Genomic DNA, 16,949 nt, shown 5'->3' on the forward strand with positions numbered 1-16,949 from the left:
CCCGCAGGGCTGAAATGTTTAAATTTTTTGCTAGCGGAGGGAGGGATAAATAATGTCAGAAATCAAGGTTGGAGAGAACGAAACTTTAGAGTCAGCTCTCAGAAGATTCAAGAAGAAGTGTGCCAGAGCCGGAGTTCTCAGTGAGGTCCGGAAGAGAGAGCACTACGAGAAACCGAGCGTAAAGAGAAAGAAGAAGTCAGAAGCTGCCAGAAAGAGAAAGTTCAAGTAACTTCGAGGTAGAGAAAAATGACGATAAAAGAGATGCTCCAACGGGACTGGATTCAGGCCATGAAGGAGAAAGACAAGAATCTGAGCAATATTTTGAATATGGCGAAGGCTGCAATTTTGCAGGTAGAGAAAACTGATAACCGTAAGGTTGAAGATCCCGAAGCCCTTCAAATTTTAGCCAGAGAAATCAAGCAGCGTCGTGAGGCTCTCACGGAATTCCAGCGGGGCAACCGGCAGGATCTGGTCGATCAGGCTAATTTCGAAATTGAAACACTGTTGCGCTATATGCCGGAACAGTTGACCGAATCCGAAATCGCTTCATTGATTAAAGAGCAGGCTACGCTTTTGGGCGCAAATAACATAAAGGATATGGGCAAGCTCATGGGTGCGGTACGGCCCCTGACAACAGGGAAAGCCGATGGCAAACTGGTGAGTGAACTCGTTAAAAAGTATCTGAATGAACAAAACTAGGCTTATCCCGTTCGTGGGTAAGTCTTTTTTTGTCCTTTTGCATCACTGGCCAAGACTGAATTTCTGATGTGAACGGATGCGGTTTCGTGTATCATAGAAGTAAGCGAAATACACTGGATGGGAGGAAGCTTATGCTGAATCTGGAAAACGATCAGACTCTGCTTGAGCCTGCACGTGAACTGATCGATAAATTGAATGAAGCACTCAATGTCGTCGCTGAAGGCGAAGGCGTGGATTATGAACCGGAAGTAAGTCTGTATCTCGTCGACAATCAGGCGATCCAGGAACTTAACCGTGATTATCGCAGCCTCGACACAGCAACGGACGTCCTGTCTTTTCCGGTGCTGGCCTTTGAAGAAGGAGCGGTTTTTTCGGAGCAGTATACCGAACATGATCTGACGGACGATCTGTTCCTGGATGACCGTCTGTTGCTGGGCGATGTCATTATCTCGACAGAGCGGGCAATCAGTCAGGCGGTGGATTATGGCCACTCGATCCAGCGGGAGATGGTGTTCCTGTTTGTACACTCGCTGCTCCATCTGTTGGGGTACGACCATATGAACGCCGCCGACCGGGAACGAATGGTTGCCAGGGAGCAGCATTATATGGCATTGATTGGAGTGAGCCGATCGTGAAGCGGGGTTTGACTGACAGTTTTAATTATGCGATTCACGGACTGATCTACGCCATTCGGACGCAGCGCAATATGCGCATCCATGTGCTATCCGCTATTGTAGTTCTGATCGCTTCACTGGTCTTCAAGGTTTCCAAAGTGGAAATATTGATCCTGCTCATAGCCGTCACACTGGTCATCACAGCCGAGTTGATCAACACAGCGCTGGAATCGGCCGTGGACGCGACGACCAACTATTACCACCCGCTTGTTAAAATTGCCAAAAATACGGCGGCAGCCGCTGTTTTGGTTACTGCCATCAACGCGGTCAGCATCGGCGTCCTGGTTTTCTGGACGCCGATCACGCAGATGACCTATGGCGGAATCGTCCTGATTAAGACTTCAAGCCCGTATTTTGCCTTCGCAATCCTCGGGATCGTGACCTTCCTGGTTCTCTATATCAAAGCTCATGTCGGTGACGGCACCCCGCTGCGCGGCGGCATGCCATCAGGCCATACGGCCATTGCCTTCGCGCTGGCCACGATGATGAGCTACGTGACAGAGAATCCGATTGTGGTCACATTGTCCTTTATCATGGCAGTTGTCGTGGCACAAAGCCGGATTGATACCCGCGTTCATACCTTCTGGGAGGTTTTCGCGGGTGCGCTGCTTGGCTTTGCCAGCACCCTGCTCCTGTTCCGTCTGTTCGGCTTCTAGAGCCTCAGATGGTCAAGTCGAAGGAAGAGTGGCGGCACGCCGTGAGCGATGCCTGCCAGCTTCTGGAGCGGCCCTGACGCCATCAGTCACCGGTTTGCCGCTGTTAATTCAGACACATCATTTTCAACATCAGAAAGGATTGATTTCATGGAAATAAAGATACAAGAATTGATTGACCTGGCTCTTGCGAAAAAAGAGAAGGCTTATGTGCCGTATTCTCAGTTTTCGGTAGGGTCGGCAGTCCAGACCGAATCCGGGGAGCTGGTCGGAGGGTTTAACATTGAGAATGCCTCTTATGGTGCCACCAACTGCGCGGAGCGCACCGCCATTTTCTGCGCACTGCAGGGGGGAGCTAAAAAAATTAAAGCCCTGGCAGTCACTGGCGATCCTGAAAACTACACCTATCCCTGCGGGATCTGCCGTCAGGTAATGGCTGAATTCGGGGATCCAGACATGGTTGTCATTGTTGCCAAAAACCGCTCGGAATATCATCTTCATACCCTGGGGGAGATTCTTCCCGGGGCGTTCACCAAACAGGATCTGGAAGGCAGGGAAGACCATGTTTAAATCTGGCTATGTTACGATCATCGGACGGCCCAATGTGGGCAAATCAACTCTCCTCAACAACCTGATGGGCGAGAAGCTGGCCATTGTGTCCAGTAAGCCTCAGACAACCCGTACCACCATGCAGGCCATCTATAACGACAACGATTCTCAGATCATCTTCGTAGATACTCCTGGAATGCACAAACCAAAGCACAAGCTGGGAGAATACATGGTCAACCGGGCGACGGATTCCACCAATGAAGTGGACTTGATTCTCTTTCTGACCGATTCGGATGAACCCGGTCCGGGAGACGAATTCATCATTGAAATGATGAAACACCGCTCCGCGCCCAAATTCCTGGTCATCAACAAAATGGATGAAAAGAAACCGGAAAATCTGGCCCAGACTCTCCTGGCTTATCAGAAACTGGCTGATTTCAACGAAATGATCCCAATCAGCGCGCTGCACGGAAAAAATGTCACCCGGCTGATGGACCTGATGAAAAAATACCTTCCGGAAGGGCCGGCCTACTATCCCAAAGATATTATGGCCGATGTCCAGGAAAAGTTCATTGTGGCTGAGACTGTCCGTGAAAAGGCTCTGCGCCTGCTCAATGAGGAAGTACCGCACGGCATCGCCGTCAATGTCACTTCCATGAAGGAACGGCCGGATGGCACCCTGGATATTGAAGTGGATATTGTGACTGAAAAAGAATCCCATAAACCCATTATTATCGGTCGCGGCGGGCAGACGCTGAAAAAAATCGGAATGTACGCCCGGCAAGATCTGGAACATTTCTTCCGCACGAAAGTCAACCTGAAGGCATTTGTCAAAGTCAGGAAGGACTGGCGGGACAATCCGGGTTTCCTGGCTGAATACGGCTATAAAAAAGGCAAGTAGCCATGAACCTGGTCAAGACCCGGGGCGTAATCCTGAATACCATGGAGTACAAGGAAAAAGACCGCCTGCTCCATGTCTTCACCCTCGAGTACGGTAAAATCTCCGTCCTGGCCCGCGGGACTCGCGGCACCAATGGGCGGTTTCAGGCGGCGGCACAGCCCATGATGCTGTGTGACTTTGTACTGTTTCCGGGCAAGAGTCTCTATCAGCTGAACGAAGCGGTTGTCATCCACTCGTTTTCGCACGTGAAAACTGATTTTGACCGGATTGCCTATGGCAGCTACTTTCTGGAACTGACCGATATCGCCATGCCCGATCATGAAGTCAATGAACGATTCTTTCTCGATCTGATGAAGGCAATGTATCTTCTGGATCAGCCCGGCATTGCGGTGGAACAGCTGGCCCGAGCCTTCGAAATGAAGACTCTGGTGCGCACCGGAAACCTGCCGGACCCGGCTCTGGCACAGGGGATGCCCGAATCGGCCCGACTGCTGATTCGAAACCTTCTGAACAAGCCTCTCGAGGAGATGATGCAGCAGGTGTGTGAAGCGGCGGATCTGGCCATCGCCGGTCAGCTGACGAAACAGCTGCTGGATGAAAACTTTCAGCGCAAGCCAAAGAGTCTGGAAATACTTCAGTCATCCTATTAAGGAGAGTATCGATAAAATAATCTACAGGAGAGCTTAGCATGGATAACAAAGATTTGATGGAACTCATCGATGAAATCAAGAAACGTCTCCGTGTCTCATATGAAGATGCCAAGGCCGCCCTGGAGCGGAATCAGTTTAATCTCGTGGAAGCCCTGGATGATCTGGAGGAACGCTCCGGCATTCCGATCAGGGAGAAGGTCGAGGAGACCGGAGCCAGATTGACCGGACCGACCGTGACTTTCCGCCGCGGAGGACAAGATCTCGTTACAGTGCCGGCAGTCGTTGTCCTGGCCATCACTCTGATCGGCCTGAAGCGCCCTAAACTGCTGCTGGGTGCCGGGGCAGCACTCCTTCTGTCCGGAACGGATGCAGCGCTTACCTGTCAGGGGAGGGAAGTCAGCCTCCATGAATCAGTCTTTCGCCGTTCTCGTAAGGCAGCGGCCAATGTTCAGGAGATCAGAGAACGGCTGGATGACCGCCTGCAGGACATGAAAGATCAGGCATTCCAGAAAGAGGGACCCAGTCACGGGGACCGATACTTTACCATCAAGCTGTAAAACATTGTCATCACAAGCTATATCTAAGGCAACCTACCCACGAGCTGTTTTCGGGGACGGTTGCCTTTTGTGATCCGTCTTGAACCTCCGGTCCAAGGATATTCAGTCCTGAACATCCAGAATCGAAAAACCGGTCTTGAAATAACGATTTTTGATGAGAGATTATTTTGAGAGAGATTATTCTGATGAATGTCAGGACTTCCGGGGACAGACCCGCGAAGACCTGTGGAAATTGGACGGGGAAGGCAGAAAGTTCAGTGTTCGCGATGAGACTTCATGTGGGAGGTCCTTCGGACAGAAAGTCACAGAGATTACGCGGGACGCGATGACAGGAATTCATTTGGATCGATGCGGTGGAGCTGGAACATTCCATTCTGAAGAGAAAATGACAGTTCATCATAAAATGGGCAAGGTATCAAAAAATTGCCAACTGAGCTGTCAAAAATCGAAAAAAAATAAAAAATGAAAACGTATCAGCGGTGAAACTAAAATAATATCATAAACGACCCCATCAATCCGTGAATAATCGTTAAACTTGATTAATCCTGTGGGAATTCATGGTATAATTTGTGGTGGATTGTGGGCTTTAATGAGTCCATGTTAGGCATTCATCAATCACTCTGTTTCAGAGTAAAAATAAGTGAGGTAAGAGAATGGAAAACAAACAGTACGTATACCTTTTTACAGAAGGTAACGCCAAAATGAAAAACCTTCTCGGCGGCAAGGGCGCCAATCTGGCTGAAATGACCGGATTGGGGATCCCGATCCCCCAGGGGTTCACGGTAACAACGGAAGCTTGCAATAAGTACTACAATGACGGCCGAGTGCTGGCACAGGAAGTAAAAGAAGAGATCCGCAAAGCCATGGCAAACATTGAGGAAGTCACCGGAAAGACGTTCGGCGGACAGACCAATCCTCTCCTTGTTTCTGTACGTTCGGGAGCCAGAGCTTCCATGCCCGGCATGATGGATACCATCCTGAACCTGGGTCTGAATGACGAAACAGTTGAAGTACTGGCCCGTGAAACCGGAAATGAGCGCTTTGCTTATGACTCTTACAGAAGATTCATCCAGATGTTCGCGGACGTCGTTATGGAAATCGAAAAGAAAAACTTCGAACATATCATGGATCACATGAAAGAAGCCAAGGGAGTTCATCTCGATACCGAGCTGGATGCCAACGACTTAAAGGAACTGGTCAGAAAGTTCAAGGAATTCTACAGCCGCGCCAAGGGTCAGGAATTCCCGCAGGATCCGGAAGAGCAGCTGATTGAATCCGTCACTGCGGTTTTCCGTTCCTGGGACAATCCCAGAGCGAATGTCTACAGAAGACTCAATGACATTCCTTATTCCTGGGGTACAGCAGTCAACGTCCAGGCAATGGTCTTTGGAAACAAGGGCGAAACATCAGGAACTGGCGTTGCCTTCTCCAGAAACCCATCCACGGGCGAAGACAAGATTTTTGCTGAATACCTGATGAATGCTCAGGGCGAGGACGTTGTTGCCGGAATCCGGACACCGTTCCCCATCGAAGAACTTAATAAGCAGATGCCTGAAGTTTACCAGCAGTTTGTCTCCATCGTTGACACGCTGGAAAAACATTATCGCGATATGCAGGATATGGAATTTACCATTGAAGAAGGCAAACTCTACTTCCTGCAGACCAGAAACGGCAAGAGAACTGCGCAGGCAGCACTCAAGATTGCGGTTGACCTGGTTGAAGAAGGACTCAACACGAAGGAAGAAGCACTCCTTAAGGTTGATCCCAAGCAGCTTGACACCCTTCTCCACCCGGCTTTCGATGAAGCTGCGATGCAGAATGCTCAGGTTATTGCACAGGGTCTGCCGGCTTCTCCCGGAGCCGCTACCGGAAAGATCGCATTCACTGCGGCTGAAGCCAAGGAACGTGTAGAAAAAGGCGAAAAGGTTATCTTGGTTCGTCTTGAGACTTCACCCGAGGATATCGAAGGCATGATTGCCGCTGAAGGAATTCTGACCGTTCGCGGCGGAATGACTTCTCATGCAGCGGTTGTTGCCAGAGGTATGGGAACCTGCTGCGTAGCCGGCTGTGGTTCCATTGTTGTCAACGAAGCCAACCGTACGGTTAAGGCTGGCGACAAGCTTTATACCGATCAGGATTACATCTCCCTGGACGGATCCACCGGAAATGTCTATGGCGCGCAGATTGCAACCGTTGATCCGGAAATCTCCGGTGATTTCGGAACCTTTATGAGCTGGGCTGATGAAGTTCGTGTTCTCAAGGTTCGCACCAATTCCGATACACCCCACGACACCGAGCAGGCTGTCCGCTTCGGAGCGGAAGGAATCGGTCTGACCCGTACCGAGCACATGTTCTTCGGCGAAGATCGGATTCCGGCAATGCGCGAAATGATCGTTTCCCGTACTGTGGAAGCCAGAAAGAAAGCCCTGGACAAAATCCTGCCGATGCAGAAAGCAGACTTCAAGGGCATCTATGAGGCATTGGAAGGCCGCCCGGCAACCATCCGCTTCCTGGATCCACCACTGCATGAATTCCTGCCCACCCATGAATCAGACATCGTGGCGTTGGCAAAAGACATGGAGATGGAAGTACAGGAACTGAAGGATATCATCACTTCCCTTCATGAATTTAACCCGATGATGGGACACAGAGGATGCCGGTTGGCCGTTACCTATCCGGAAATCGCTGAAATGCAGACCAGAGCGATCATCGAAGCAGCTCTGGAAGTGCGTAAGGAAAAGGGCTTGAACATCGTTCCGGAACTCATGATTCCGCTGGTTGGCGAAGTCAAGGAAATGAAGTACATCAAGGATATCGTTGTCCGCACTGCTGATTCCATCATCAAACAGTCCGGAGAGGACATGAAGTACAGCGTTGGTACCATGATTGAAATCCCAAGAGCCGCCATCACGGCTGATGAGATTGCCCGGGAAGCTGAATTCTTCTCCTTCGGTACAAATGACCTGACTCAGATGACCTTCGGATTCTCCAGAGATGATGCAGGCAACTTCCTGAAGGATTACTATGAAAAGAAAATTTACGAATTTGATCCTTTCCAGAAAGTAGACCAGACCGGAGTTGGCCGTCTCGTAGAGATCGCTGTTGAGCTGGGCCGCAAGACCAGACCGGACATCAAGCTTGGCGTTTGCGGAGAACACGGCGGAGATCCATCTTCCGTTGAATTCTTCCACAAAACCGGACTTGACTATGTCTCCTGCTCACCGTTCCGTGTACCGCTTGCCAGACTGGCTGCTGCACAGGCGCAGATCAAGTTCCCCAGAGAAAAGAAATAACTGAAACCAATCAGTTCTAATCCATAAGATTCGCCGTCCCGGTACTGCAGAACCGGAACGGCGAATCTTTATTCATTGAAAAAAGGAACCTAATTCTTCAAGACCGGCGAACCATTGGTCTTTAGGCTGACAAACCATTATCTGGGAGGTATTGAGCTGTGATCCACTGCTCCAAATTGACCGGTCGGGGTGAGCTGTTTCAGGCGGAAGGAGGAACCGTTGTCGACCCCCTCTCTGGGGGATTTATCAAGATTTGCTGTGTTTCTGTCTGAATTAGCATATAATAAAAATAACTATCGATATTTCTGTGAATAAGAGGGCTCTCATGAAATTAACTTCCCGCTTCCATAAATTAATGATCTTATTGACACTACTGGTCTTCTTTACCGGATGTCAGCCGGCAGCCCCTATATCCTCATCCAGGCTCCCTGAGACCTCAGGCGGGTCTGTCTCGGCTCCGGGTTCGACTGGAGCGTCAGGGACCGCTGCGGAGAGCTCTGGTGCATCCAGCCAGCCTGCCACGAAGACGCAGCCGACAGCCTGGTCAGAAGGGGACTTTCCCGATGGTTCAGTAATTGGCCGACGACTCCTGGGAACGATTGGGTCTCTGCACCCACATCAGGTCCGACTGTCCTCGGAAGAAGAGTTGGCCCGGTACCTGTATGGCTCACTGTTTGTGATGACGGTGAATTCCGTTTCAGGGGAAGCGACCGCGGCTCCTTACCACGCATCCGCGGAGATTGCGGCAGAGGATGCAACTCATTTTCTGATCAAGCTGCGCTCTGGCATGACTTTTTCAGATGGCAGCTCCATTACTGCTGACGACTACGCAGCCGCCATGCAGAGCCTGCTGGATCCGAAACAGGCATTGGATGCGGGAGCGCGATTTTTGACACAGCTGCCTATTTTGAATGGAAAATCATTTTTCAGCGGCAGCCTGTCATCTTACGCGCAGGTCGGATTCCAGGCGGTTGATGATTTGACGCTGCGGCTTACACTGGACCAGCCGATGAAAATTGATGAGATCCAGGTTCGCCTGACTACGCCTTTTCTGGTGCACTCCAGCCTGGACAAAGGCGATGGCTGGAAAGAGCTGATCTGCTCCGGACCCTATGTGATTGAGAATTACACCCCGGGAGCCGGGCTTCGCCTGAAGCGGCGGGAGGACCCAGCACTTGATCCGGTTCATGCGGCTTACTTTACTCAGGACTACCTCGTCTTGCGGATCTATGCATCCAGAACGCAGGCAATGGAAGCATTCCGGGCCGGGACTCTGGATCTTTTACCGGTGTCCGGGGCGAATTATAAGCAGTTGAAGAATGACCCGAACCTTCAGATTGCCCCATCCAGTACAGTCTGGGGAATCTATTTAAACCTGACATCCGAGAAGTCAGCTTTGCTCCGGGATCCGGACTTCCGTCAAACCCTGTACTTGGGAACAGACCGAACCGGAATCGCGGTCGGACTGTTCGGCAGTTATCGCTCCTGTTCCGGGTTTTTGGGACCGATTTCTAAAGTGGAACTTAACGGGAGGCGAACAACCTTCCGCAAGACGGCCCAGGGCAAGAAAAATGTGGACCAGGCCAATGTCTTCGACCCCAATAAGGCAGGGACGATGGCAGAAGCTGTGATTGCCCGGTCAAAACCTGAAGAGCTGGAGCTACTGATTCCGGCTGGAGATGAGCAGATGCTGGCGATGGGGGAACTGTTGAAATCAGGCTGGGAACAGCTGTTTTCAGGGAAACTCACCATTCGAATCACTGCTCTGCCCTTGCAGCAGCTGTATGACCGGCTGCAGAAAGGCGAATATGATATGGGGTTTGGCGGAATGGGTCAGGATCCGCTGGATCCATGGAACTCCCTGGCAGCCTTTGGCAGTGCTTACCCCGGCAAACTGGATCGCTGGATGAACCAACGGTTTGACGACCTGCTGACAGCTTCGACCGGTAAAGGAACTGCCGATCCTGCGCTGCGCCTGAATCAGCTGGCCGAAATGGAATCCCTTCTGCTCAGGGATCTGCCCATGCTGCCCCTGTTTGTGGATGATACAGCCTGGCTGGTCAGCGACCGGGTGGAACTGCCGGCCGGGGAGTATGTCCCGGGCGTCGGGTTTGGCCTGGATCAGGCTGCTTTCAAAAAATAAACCGATAAAATCGGACGGTTGCGGTCATAATAGAACAAACCATTGTTGATGGGAGGGATGACATTGAACATCAGAGAACGGATTGAACACAATGAGAATCTGATTCTGATCCCCGAGGCGGTTCACTCCAGGGATTCTCTCGGGCGGGAGCGTCCGGAACCTCTGGATGACTTTCGGACCTGCTTCATGATCGACCGGGATCGGATCATCCACTCCAAATCCTTTCGCCGGCTCAAGCATAAGACTCAGGTCTACATTCGTTCTACGGGTGACCATTACCGGACTCGTCTGACCCATACCCTGGAAGTCAGTCAGATCGCCCGAACCATTGCCCGTGGGCTGGCGGTGAACGAGGATCTGGTGGAAGCCATTACCCTTGGTCATGATATCGGTCACGTGGCATTTGCACATAACGGGGAAGATATTCTCAACCAGCTGCTGCCTGGCGGATTTCGCCACTTTGAGCAGAGTGTCCGAGTGCTGACTCGCCTGGAACGGGATGGGAAGGGTTTGAACCTGACGCGGGAAGTCCTGGACGGTGTGCTGAAGCATTCAGGACTGGGCGGCAAGGTGGCTGTATCGAGTCTGGAAGCGCAGATTGCGAAATACGCGGATAAAATTGCCTACGTCAATCATGACATTGATGATTCCATACGGGCCGGGATGATGGATCCCGAAGATGTACCGCAGGAATTTCTGGATGTTCTGGGACCGACTCACTCCAAGCGGATTGACACTCTGGTGCGGGACTGCGTCACTGCTACCACCGCTGAGATCGCTCAGGGGAATTTGCTGGTTCGACTCAGTCCGGCGGTGGGGGATGCTCTCATCGGACTGCGCCGGTTCATGTTTGAGAATATCTATCTGGGTCCGGCTCAGACCAGGGAAAAGGATAAAGCGCAGTTCATCATCAGTAATCTGTTTGAGCATTATATGAGCCACGAAGAAGAACTCCCGACACTCTACCGGGAAATCATGGCTGAGGAAGGTCGGGAAAGAGCGGTGGCGGATTATATTGCCGGGATGACGGACGATTTTGCCACCTCGGTCTTCCAACAGATTTTCATTCCTGGCTTCACACTTTAAATTGTCTGTGCTATAATATATATTTGGCGGGTTATACTATGTCGACGACCATCGGCACCGTCCGATGGCGCCTGGAGAACCATGAAATTCATACCGGAAGCAATTATCGAACAAATCAAAGAACAAAGTGACATCGTCGAAATCGTTCAGGAAAAAGTACGACTGAAGCGGACCGGAGCCAACTATACCGGTCTTTGTCCCTTTCATTCGGAAAAAACGCCGTCCTTCAGTGTGTCCAGAACCAAGCAGATTTATAAATGCTTCGGCTGCGGCGAAGGGGGTAATGTCTTCACGTTCTTGATGAAGACGCAGAATCTGACTTTTGATGAAGCGGTGCGTCATTTAGCCCAGCGTTCCGGCATCGAGATCCCGGAGGAGAACGAAGAGCAGGCCGACCAGAGGCAGGCTCGGGAAACCCTGGAAAACATCAACCGAACGGCCGCACGCTTCTATTTTGATCACCTGCGTCAGAATCCAGCCGCCAGAGATTATTTTCTGAAGCGGGGAATTACTCCGGAAACCATGACTCGCTTTGGGCTGGGGTATGCTCCGGATTCCTGGGATGCCCTTTACCGGCACTTGATTCAGAAAGGCTTTCAGGATGCCGATATCAAGGCCTCCGGTCTGATGTCCGGCATGGACCGGGGAAAATGCTATGACCGGTTTCGCAACCGGCTGATCTTTCCCGTATTCGATCCGAGGGGCCGCATCACCGGATTTGGCGCCAGAGTGCTGGACGATTCCAAGCCCAAGTACCTCAACTCACCCGAGACGCTGCTGTTCCATAAAGGAACCAACCTGTACGGCATGAACTTCTTCCTGAAGAAAATGGCCAGGGATGAAAGTACTCTGCTGATCGTAGAAGGCTACATGGACTGCATTGCGCTCCACCAGGCCGGAATTCATCAGGCCGTGGCTGCCCTGGGAACAGCGCTGACTCCGATTCAGGCCCGTCTGATGAAGCGATATGTCAAGCGCGTCATCACCGCCTTCGATGCCGATACGGCGGGTCAGCAGGCCACCCTGAGGGGACTGGAGATCCTGGTTCATGAAGGGTTTGAAGTCCGGATTCTTCTGATCCCGGACGGCAAAGATCCGGATGAGTACATCCGAACTCATGGCCGGGAAGCGTTTCTGAAACTGATGGAGAAAGCACTATCCCTGACCGAATTTCAGATCAATCTGGCCAAAGAAGGACTGGATCTTTCCCGGGAAGAGGACAAAGTAACTTATTTTAAGAATTTGGCACCGGTGCTGGAAAAGTTGACTGGGATCGAAAAGGATATCTGGGTTGGCAAGCTGGCCGATGAGACTGGTGTCTCCCGCGAAGCCATCTCGTCCATGGTTCATTCCGGCTACGACCGTAAGCTCTGGATGAGCTCGAGCCGTCCGGCCGGGTTTGTGGAATCGGGGCATCGCAAGGCTCAGCGTTACTTACTCAAACTGATGGCTCAGGGATATGACGAGGTAGGGCGAAATATCCAGGTCGAGGAGCTCACAGGACGGTCCCACCAGAAGATTTTCGAACTGCTGTTAGCATACGATGGAGACAATGCCAACGCATTTTTGATGTCGCAGCTGACTCAGGTGGAGGACCAGTCGGAATGGGCGCAGATCTATGGCATATCGGATCTGCCAGCGGATATTGAAGTGGATCGTTTGATTACGGACTATATCCGGACCGTTCGTTATTACAATTTAAAGGCAAGAAAAAATGCCATGGTAAAAGAAATTGAAGTCCTGGAAAAAGAAGGCAGACTGGCTGAGTCGTTGGAAGCAGTCCGCGAGCTTTTGGAGATCCAGAAGGAACTTGGAGGTAAATAGATGGTAGGCAGCATTAACAAAAAAATTGATTTGGACAAGGCAGAGGACATGGATCGGGATTTTCTCAATTCCATTGTCAATCGACTGCTGGACAAGGCGAAGAAGACTCATTCGCTCAACTACGCCGAAATCAATGATGAACTGGAAGATGTAGAAGTCACCCCGGCCCAGATCGAGCGGATCTATGAAGGGCTTGAAGCCATGGGGGTTGAAGTCATCCAGGAGAGCAAGGATGAGGAAACGGAAGAGGAAGAAGTCGATCTGTCTGTTCCGGAAGGAATTTCCATCGATGATCCGGTTCGGATGTACCTCAAGGAAATCGGAAAAGTATCGCTGCTGACCTCCGAGCAGGAAGTGGAGCTGGCCAAGCGGATTGAAGCCGGAGATGAAGTGGCCAAGCAGAAACTGGCGGAAGCCAACCTGAGACTGGTTGTTTCCATCGCCAAGCGCTACGTTGGGCGGGGAATGCAGTTCCTTGACCTGATTCAGGAAGGCAACCTGGGTCTGATCAAAGCGGTGGAGAAGTTTGACTTCACCAAGGGCTTTAAATTCTCAACCTACGCCACCTGGTGGATCCGGCAGGCAATTACCCGTGCCATTGCGGATCAGGCCAGAACCATCCGGATTCCGGTGCACATGGTGGAGACCATCAATAAGCTGATCCGGATTGAGCGACAGCTGATTCAGGAACTGGGCCGGGCTCCGCAGCCGGAAGAAATCGCCAAAATGATGGACATGCCGGCCGATAAGGTGCGGGAAATCATGAAAATCGCTCAGGAACCCGTTTCTCTGGAAACACCGATTGGCGAAGAAGAAGATTCCCATCTGGGGGACTTCATTGAGGATCATGACGCGCCGGCGCCCGCGGAAGCAGCAGCCTTCACCATGCTCAAGGAACAGCTCATGGGCGTGCTTGACACTCTGACACCACGGGAAGAAAAAGTGCTGCGCCTTCGGTTTGGCCTGGATGACGGTCGGGCCAGAACCTTGGAAGAGGTCGGCAAGGAGTTCAACGTAACTCGCGAGCGGATTCGGCAGATTGAAGCGAAAGCGCTGCGCAAACTGAGGCACCCATCGCGGTCCAAGAAGCTGAAGGATTACCTGGACTAGGTTCCAGCCGAAAAAGACTGCCTCCGGGCAGTCTTTTTTTAGCGGACACAATTCATTGATTTGAAACAATTGACGGGGCAGGGACCCCGGCCTGAAATGGTATAATGGAACAGCGGAGGGATCACCATGGAATACGTACCGGAGAAAAACAATATACGAATCTTTATCACGGCGGGGCTCATGTTTATTGACCTGGTCGTCATCGCTCTGTTCCTGATTGCCCATTCAGTCAGCATCAAAGGACTGTTAGTCTTTTTATTCCTCCTGCTAAATCTGTATGGAGGATATTTTCTCATCCTTCTGGGCTCCCTGAAGTTCCATTTATCGGCCGAGGAATTTGCGATTTCCGGAGCTTTTGACATGAAACGGACCCGGATTCCGATCAGTGAAATCACCTGCTGGTCCCGGCGAATCACTTTGCTTGAAAATGTGGGAGCCAGTCTGCACACGGCTCGATTCGCTCTGGGGAAGGGGTTGGACAGCAACGGCGACTCCGCGGATTTGTTTATCACTTCTTCCAAGAAGGCGATTTTTCTGAAGACGAAACGGGGCAATTACGGTATTTCTCCGGAGCTGGCCGACGAATTCATTGAACAGTTAAAAGAACTGGGCATTCCCCAAATGTTGGGGAATGAACGATCCTATATGAAATCAGATGACAATCAGGGACGATCTCCGCTGAATCAGCTGATGCTGTACGGCATTCTGCTCACGGTCATCCTGCTGCTGCTGCCGGTACTGATGTATCTGATGAACCTCCTGCCGGCCTGGATTCCTCAGGGAATGAACCGGTACATTACTCAAAATGCCTACCTGGAAACCGTCATTACGAAAGGGCTGCTGGTTTTACTGCTGAATCTGATGTCGTATGGCATCGTCGCTCTGCTCTCCACCTCTCAGGGCAAGTTCTATTATCGGATTATGTATGTGCCGTTGGCTATGGTTGTAACATTGCTGTTCCTGGAGATCAACACCCACCTGAATATTCTGCTTAATTTCTAATGAGAGTCTGCGGAAAACCAGCTGAATGTCTGTTCAACTGCGGTCGACCGAAGTGACGGCTGCTCATCCAGCAAACAGAGCAAAAATTAAAATAACCAGATTCAGAGCTAACCGGAAGAGCTGAGCTCACGGTTGATTGGCCTAACAGAGCACACAGCAAACTGGCAGAGTCGAGCTCACGGTTGACCGGCAGAACAGAGACTTGGAATGAATCCCTGATTAACTTATGAATTAAAATACACTTGAAAGTAGAGATAGAATGAAATTATCTGTGCGTTTGCAAAAAATCGTTGAAATAATACCAGCCTGTCCGGTGATCGCTGACATCGGAACAGACCATGGCTATGTTCCCTGTGAATTGCTGCTGCAGGGGAAGGTGCAGCGGGCCATAGCTGCTGACATCAATCAGAAGCCACTGGATAAAGCGAAAAGAACGGCTCAGGGTCAAGGATGCATTGATCGGATGGATTTCCGTCTGGGTTCGGGTCTGGCGGTACTGTCACCGGGTGAAGTCCAGGGAGCTGTTCTGGCCGGTATGGGTGGAGAACTGATCAAGGATCTCCTTGCGAACTCCCCGGAGGTGGTTCAGGCGCTGGATTTTCTGGTGTTGCAGCCGGCTCAGAATCCGGAAGTCCTCCGAAAATATCTTTACAGCGGAGATTACCGGATTCTAAGTGAAGATTTGGTGAGAGAAAGTGACGGGCGGTTCTACGAGTATTTCCTGGTGTCTCCGCAGCCGGATCTCAGTCTGTGTGACCTGACCGATTTTGACCACCTGATCAGTCCTATTTTGAAAGCTGAACACCATCCGCTGCTGCCGGAGTTCCTGCGCGCCAAGATGGAGGAGATTTCCCAGATCCAATCCAAATTGAATCTGAGCTATCCCTCTTCCCAAAAGAAATTTGAGGAATTGAATGATCAGAAAAATCGCTATGAGGAGGTGCTGATATGGCTGTCAAACTAATGGATCTAATCGGCCTGATCGAGACGATGGCACCCCTGAACTTGAAAGAAGCCTGGGACAATCCTGGTCTGGCAGTAGGGGATCCGTCCCAAATGATCGAGCGGGTTCTGGTCGGAATGGACGTTACCCTGGAACTGCTTCAGGAGGCTGAAACGGTTGGTGCCCAGCTTGTTCTGACTCACCATCCGCTTCTGTTTCAGCGACCGGACTCCATTACTCCACAAACCCTTGCCGGCCGGAAAATTCTGGAACTGGTTCGCAGCGGGCGCAGCGCGTATTCCGCCCATACCAACCTGGATGTGGCCAAGGAGGGAATGAATGATCGCCTGATGCAGCTGTTGGGCTTTACAGACTGGAAGATACTAAGCAGTGCCGATGGAGTAACCGGTATTGGGCGAATCTCTGATGTGGAGGGGCTGACCCTGGGCGAGCTTTCGCTGCGCGCGGCACGAGCTTTGGACTTGTCTTCAGTCCGGACTTGCGGGGATCCTTCTGCCCGAATTCGACGGGTAGCCGTCATCAATGGCAGCGGGGCTGATATGATTCAGGAGGCAGCCGCTCAGGCAGCAGACTGCGTAATTACCGCGGACACAAAATATCATGAAGTGCTCGACGCGGCAGAAGCGGGGATTGCCATCATTGATCCAGGGCATTTTGCATCGGAGTGGAAAGTCTTTCAACTGATCATGCAGGACGTTGCCCAGCACGCCCAACAGGAGCTGGGGAATGTGGAATTTATTATTTCCCGTACCGCCCGGGATCCCTACCGCACCATATCAGCAGGGGTCGAACCAGAAATGGCAGAGGGTTAAATAGACGGGGCGAAGGTTGATTTATCTTCGGA

At 51.4% G+C, this 16,949-nt stretch carries 17 protein-coding genes; all 17 read left to right on the forward strand.

Going from position 1 to position 16,949, the window contains the following annotated elements:
- The first annotated feature begins 52 nt into the window (after positions 1 to 52).
- Entirely contained in the window at positions 53 to 229 is a 177-nt protein-coding gene (gene rpsU, locus NQU17_03160) for a 30S ribosomal protein S21 (protein ID UUM12575.1), read from the forward strand.
- A 17-nt stretch (positions 230 to 246) separates the two neighbouring features.
- Complete coding sequence (locus NQU17_03165; GenBank protein UUM12576.1) at positions 247 to 699, forward strand: GatB/YqeY domain-containing protein; 453 nt, start codon at positions 247 to 249, stop codon at positions 697 to 699.
- 131 nt (positions 700 to 830) lie between these two features.
- On the forward strand, positions 831 to 1,334 hold the full coding sequence (gene ybeY / locus NQU17_03170; GenBank protein ID UUM12577.1) for an rRNA maturation RNase YbeY: 504 nt from the start codon (positions 831 to 833) through the stop codon (positions 1,332 to 1,334).
- Complete coding sequence (locus tag NQU17_03175; GenBank protein UUM13448.1) at positions 1,328 to 2,029, forward strand: diacylglycerol kinase; 702 nt, start codon at positions 1,328 to 1,330, stop codon at positions 2,027 to 2,029. Before ybeY ends, NQU17_03175 begins: the two co-directional genes overlap by 7 nt.
- Before the next feature lie 48 nt (positions 2,030 to 2,077).
- Entirely contained in the window at positions 2,078 to 2,596 is a 519-nt protein-coding gene (locus NQU17_03180) for a cytidine deaminase (GenBank protein ID UUM12578.1), read from the forward strand.
- Entirely contained in the window at positions 2,589 to 3,476 is an 888-nt protein-coding gene (era, locus tag NQU17_03185) for a GTPase Era (protein ID UUM12579.1), read from the forward strand. The genes NQU17_03180 and era overlap by 8 nt, the downstream gene beginning before the upstream one ends.
- Before the next feature lie 2 nt (positions 3,477 to 3,478).
- Positions 3,479 to 4,126, forward strand: a complete 648-nt coding sequence (gene recO / locus NQU17_03190) for a DNA repair protein RecO (protein UUM12580.1) — start codon at positions 3,479 to 3,481, stop codon at positions 4,124 to 4,126.
- A gap of 38 nt (positions 4,127 to 4,164) precedes the next feature.
- Positions 4,165 to 4,683 (forward strand): hypothetical protein, encoded by a 519-nt coding sequence (locus NQU17_03195; GenBank protein ID UUM12581.1) that lies wholly within the window; start codon positions 4,165 to 4,167, stop codon positions 4,681 to 4,683.
- Between the two features lie 154 nt (positions 4,684 to 4,837).
- Complete coding sequence (locus NQU17_03200; protein ID UUM12582.1) at positions 4,838 to 5,149, forward strand: hypothetical protein; 312 nt, start codon at positions 4,838 to 4,840, stop codon at positions 5,147 to 5,149.
- A gap of 187 nt (positions 5,150 to 5,336) precedes the next feature.
- A complete protein-coding gene (gene ppdK, locus NQU17_03205) occupies positions 5,337 to 7,976 on the forward strand; it encodes a pyruvate, phosphate dikinase (GenBank protein ID UUM12583.1) in 2,640 nt (879 codons plus the stop codon).
- A gap of 325 nt (positions 7,977 to 8,301) precedes the next feature.
- Positions 8,302 to 10,119 carry an ABC transporter substrate-binding protein gene (locus tag NQU17_03210; protein UUM12584.1) on the forward strand — a complete coding sequence of 606 codons (1,818 nt, stop codon included), beginning with the start codon at positions 8,302 to 8,304 and terminating at the stop codon, positions 10,117 to 10,119.
- A 63-nt stretch (positions 10,120 to 10,182) separates the two neighbouring features.
- On the forward strand, positions 10,183 to 11,205 hold the full coding sequence (locus tag NQU17_03215; GenBank protein UUM12585.1) for a deoxyguanosinetriphosphate triphosphohydrolase: 1,023 nt from the start codon (positions 10,183 to 10,185) through the stop codon (positions 11,203 to 11,205).
- Between the two features lie 81 nt (positions 11,206 to 11,286).
- Positions 11,287 to 13,029, forward strand: a complete 1,743-nt coding sequence (gene dnaG, locus NQU17_03220; GenBank protein UUM12586.1) for a DNA primase — start codon at positions 11,287 to 11,289, stop codon at positions 13,027 to 13,029.
- Positions 13,030 to 13,077: 48 nt separating this feature from the next.
- Positions 13,078 to 14,139 carry an RNA polymerase sigma factor RpoD gene (rpoD, locus tag NQU17_03225; protein UUM13449.1) on the forward strand — a complete coding sequence of 354 codons (1,062 nt, stop codon included), beginning with the start codon at positions 13,078 to 13,080 and terminating at the stop codon, positions 14,137 to 14,139.
- Positions 14,140 to 14,265: 126 nt separating this feature from the next.
- Positions 14,266 to 15,141: a PH domain-containing protein gene (locus NQU17_03230; GenBank protein UUM12587.1), complete on the forward strand. Its 876-nt coding sequence runs from the start codon at positions 14,266 to 14,268 to the stop codon at positions 15,139 to 15,141.
- 259 nt (positions 15,142 to 15,400) lie between these two features.
- A complete protein-coding gene (locus NQU17_03235; protein ID UUM12588.1) occupies positions 15,401 to 16,105 on the forward strand; it encodes a class I SAM-dependent methyltransferase in 705 nt (234 codons plus the stop codon).
- Complete coding sequence (locus NQU17_03240; protein UUM12589.1) at positions 16,090 to 16,917, forward strand: Nif3-like dinuclear metal center hexameric protein; 828 nt, start codon at positions 16,090 to 16,092, stop codon at positions 16,915 to 16,917. The genes NQU17_03235 and NQU17_03240 overlap by 16 nt, the downstream gene beginning before the upstream one ends.
- Positions 16,918 to 16,949: the final 32 nt, after the last annotated feature.

The organism is Clostridiaceae bacterium HFYG-1003 (genome assembly GCA_024579835.1).
Taxonomy (GTDB): Bacteria; Bacillota; Clostridia; order Clostridiales; family Clostridiaceae; genus JG1575.

What these genes read in the sequence shown, in the direction of transcription:
- rpsU (UUM12575.1), top strand. Translation starts at nt 53, where the DNA reads ATGTCAGAAATCAAGGTTGGAGAGAACGAAACTTTAGAGTCAGCTCTC.
- NQU17_03165 (UUM12576.1), top strand. Translation starts at nt 247, where the DNA reads ATGACGATAAAAGAGATGCTCCAACGGGACTGGATTCAGGCCATGAAG.
- ybeY (UUM12577.1), top strand. Translation starts at nt 831, where the DNA reads ATGCTGAATCTGGAAAACGATCAGACTCTGCTTGAGCCTGCACGTGAA.
- NQU17_03180 (UUM12578.1), top strand. Translation starts at nt 2,078, where the DNA reads ATGCCTGCCAGCTTCTGGAGCGGCCCTGACGCCATCAGTCACCGGTTT.
- era (UUM12579.1), top strand. Translation starts at nt 2,589, where the DNA reads ATGTTTAAATCTGGCTATGTTACGATCATCGGACGGCCCAATGTGGGC.
- recO (UUM12580.1), top strand. Translation starts at nt 3,479, where the DNA reads ATGAACCTGGTCAAGACCCGGGGCGTAATCCTGAATACCATGGAGTAC.
- NQU17_03195 (UUM12581.1), top strand. Translation starts at nt 4,165, where the DNA reads ATGGATAACAAAGATTTGATGGAACTCATCGATGAAATCAAGAAACGT.
- NQU17_03200 (UUM12582.1), top strand. Translation starts at nt 4,838, where the DNA reads ATGAGAGATTATTTTGAGAGAGATTATTCTGATGAATGTCAGGACTTC.
- ppdK (UUM12583.1), top strand. Translation starts at nt 5,337, where the DNA reads ATGGAAAACAAACAGTACGTATACCTTTTTACAGAAGGTAACGCCAAA.
- NQU17_03210 (UUM12584.1), top strand. Translation starts at nt 8,302, where the DNA reads ATGAAATTAACTTCCCGCTTCCATAAATTAATGATCTTATTGACACTA.
- dnaG (UUM12586.1), top strand. Translation starts at nt 11,287, where the DNA reads ATGAAATTCATACCGGAAGCAATTATCGAACAAATCAAAGAACAAAGT.
- rpoD (UUM13449.1), top strand. Translation starts at nt 13,078, where the DNA reads ATGGATCGGGATTTTCTCAATTCCATTGTCAATCGACTGCTGGACAAG.
- NQU17_03230 (UUM12587.1), top strand. Translation starts at nt 14,266, where the DNA reads ATGGAATACGTACCGGAGAAAAACAATATACGAATCTTTATCACGGCG.
- NQU17_03235 (UUM12588.1), top strand. Translation starts at nt 15,401, where the DNA reads ATGAAATTATCTGTGCGTTTGCAAAAAATCGTTGAAATAATACCAGCC.
- NQU17_03240 (UUM12589.1), top strand. Translation starts at nt 16,090, where the DNA reads ATGGCTGTCAAACTAATGGATCTAATCGGCCTGATCGAGACGATGGCA.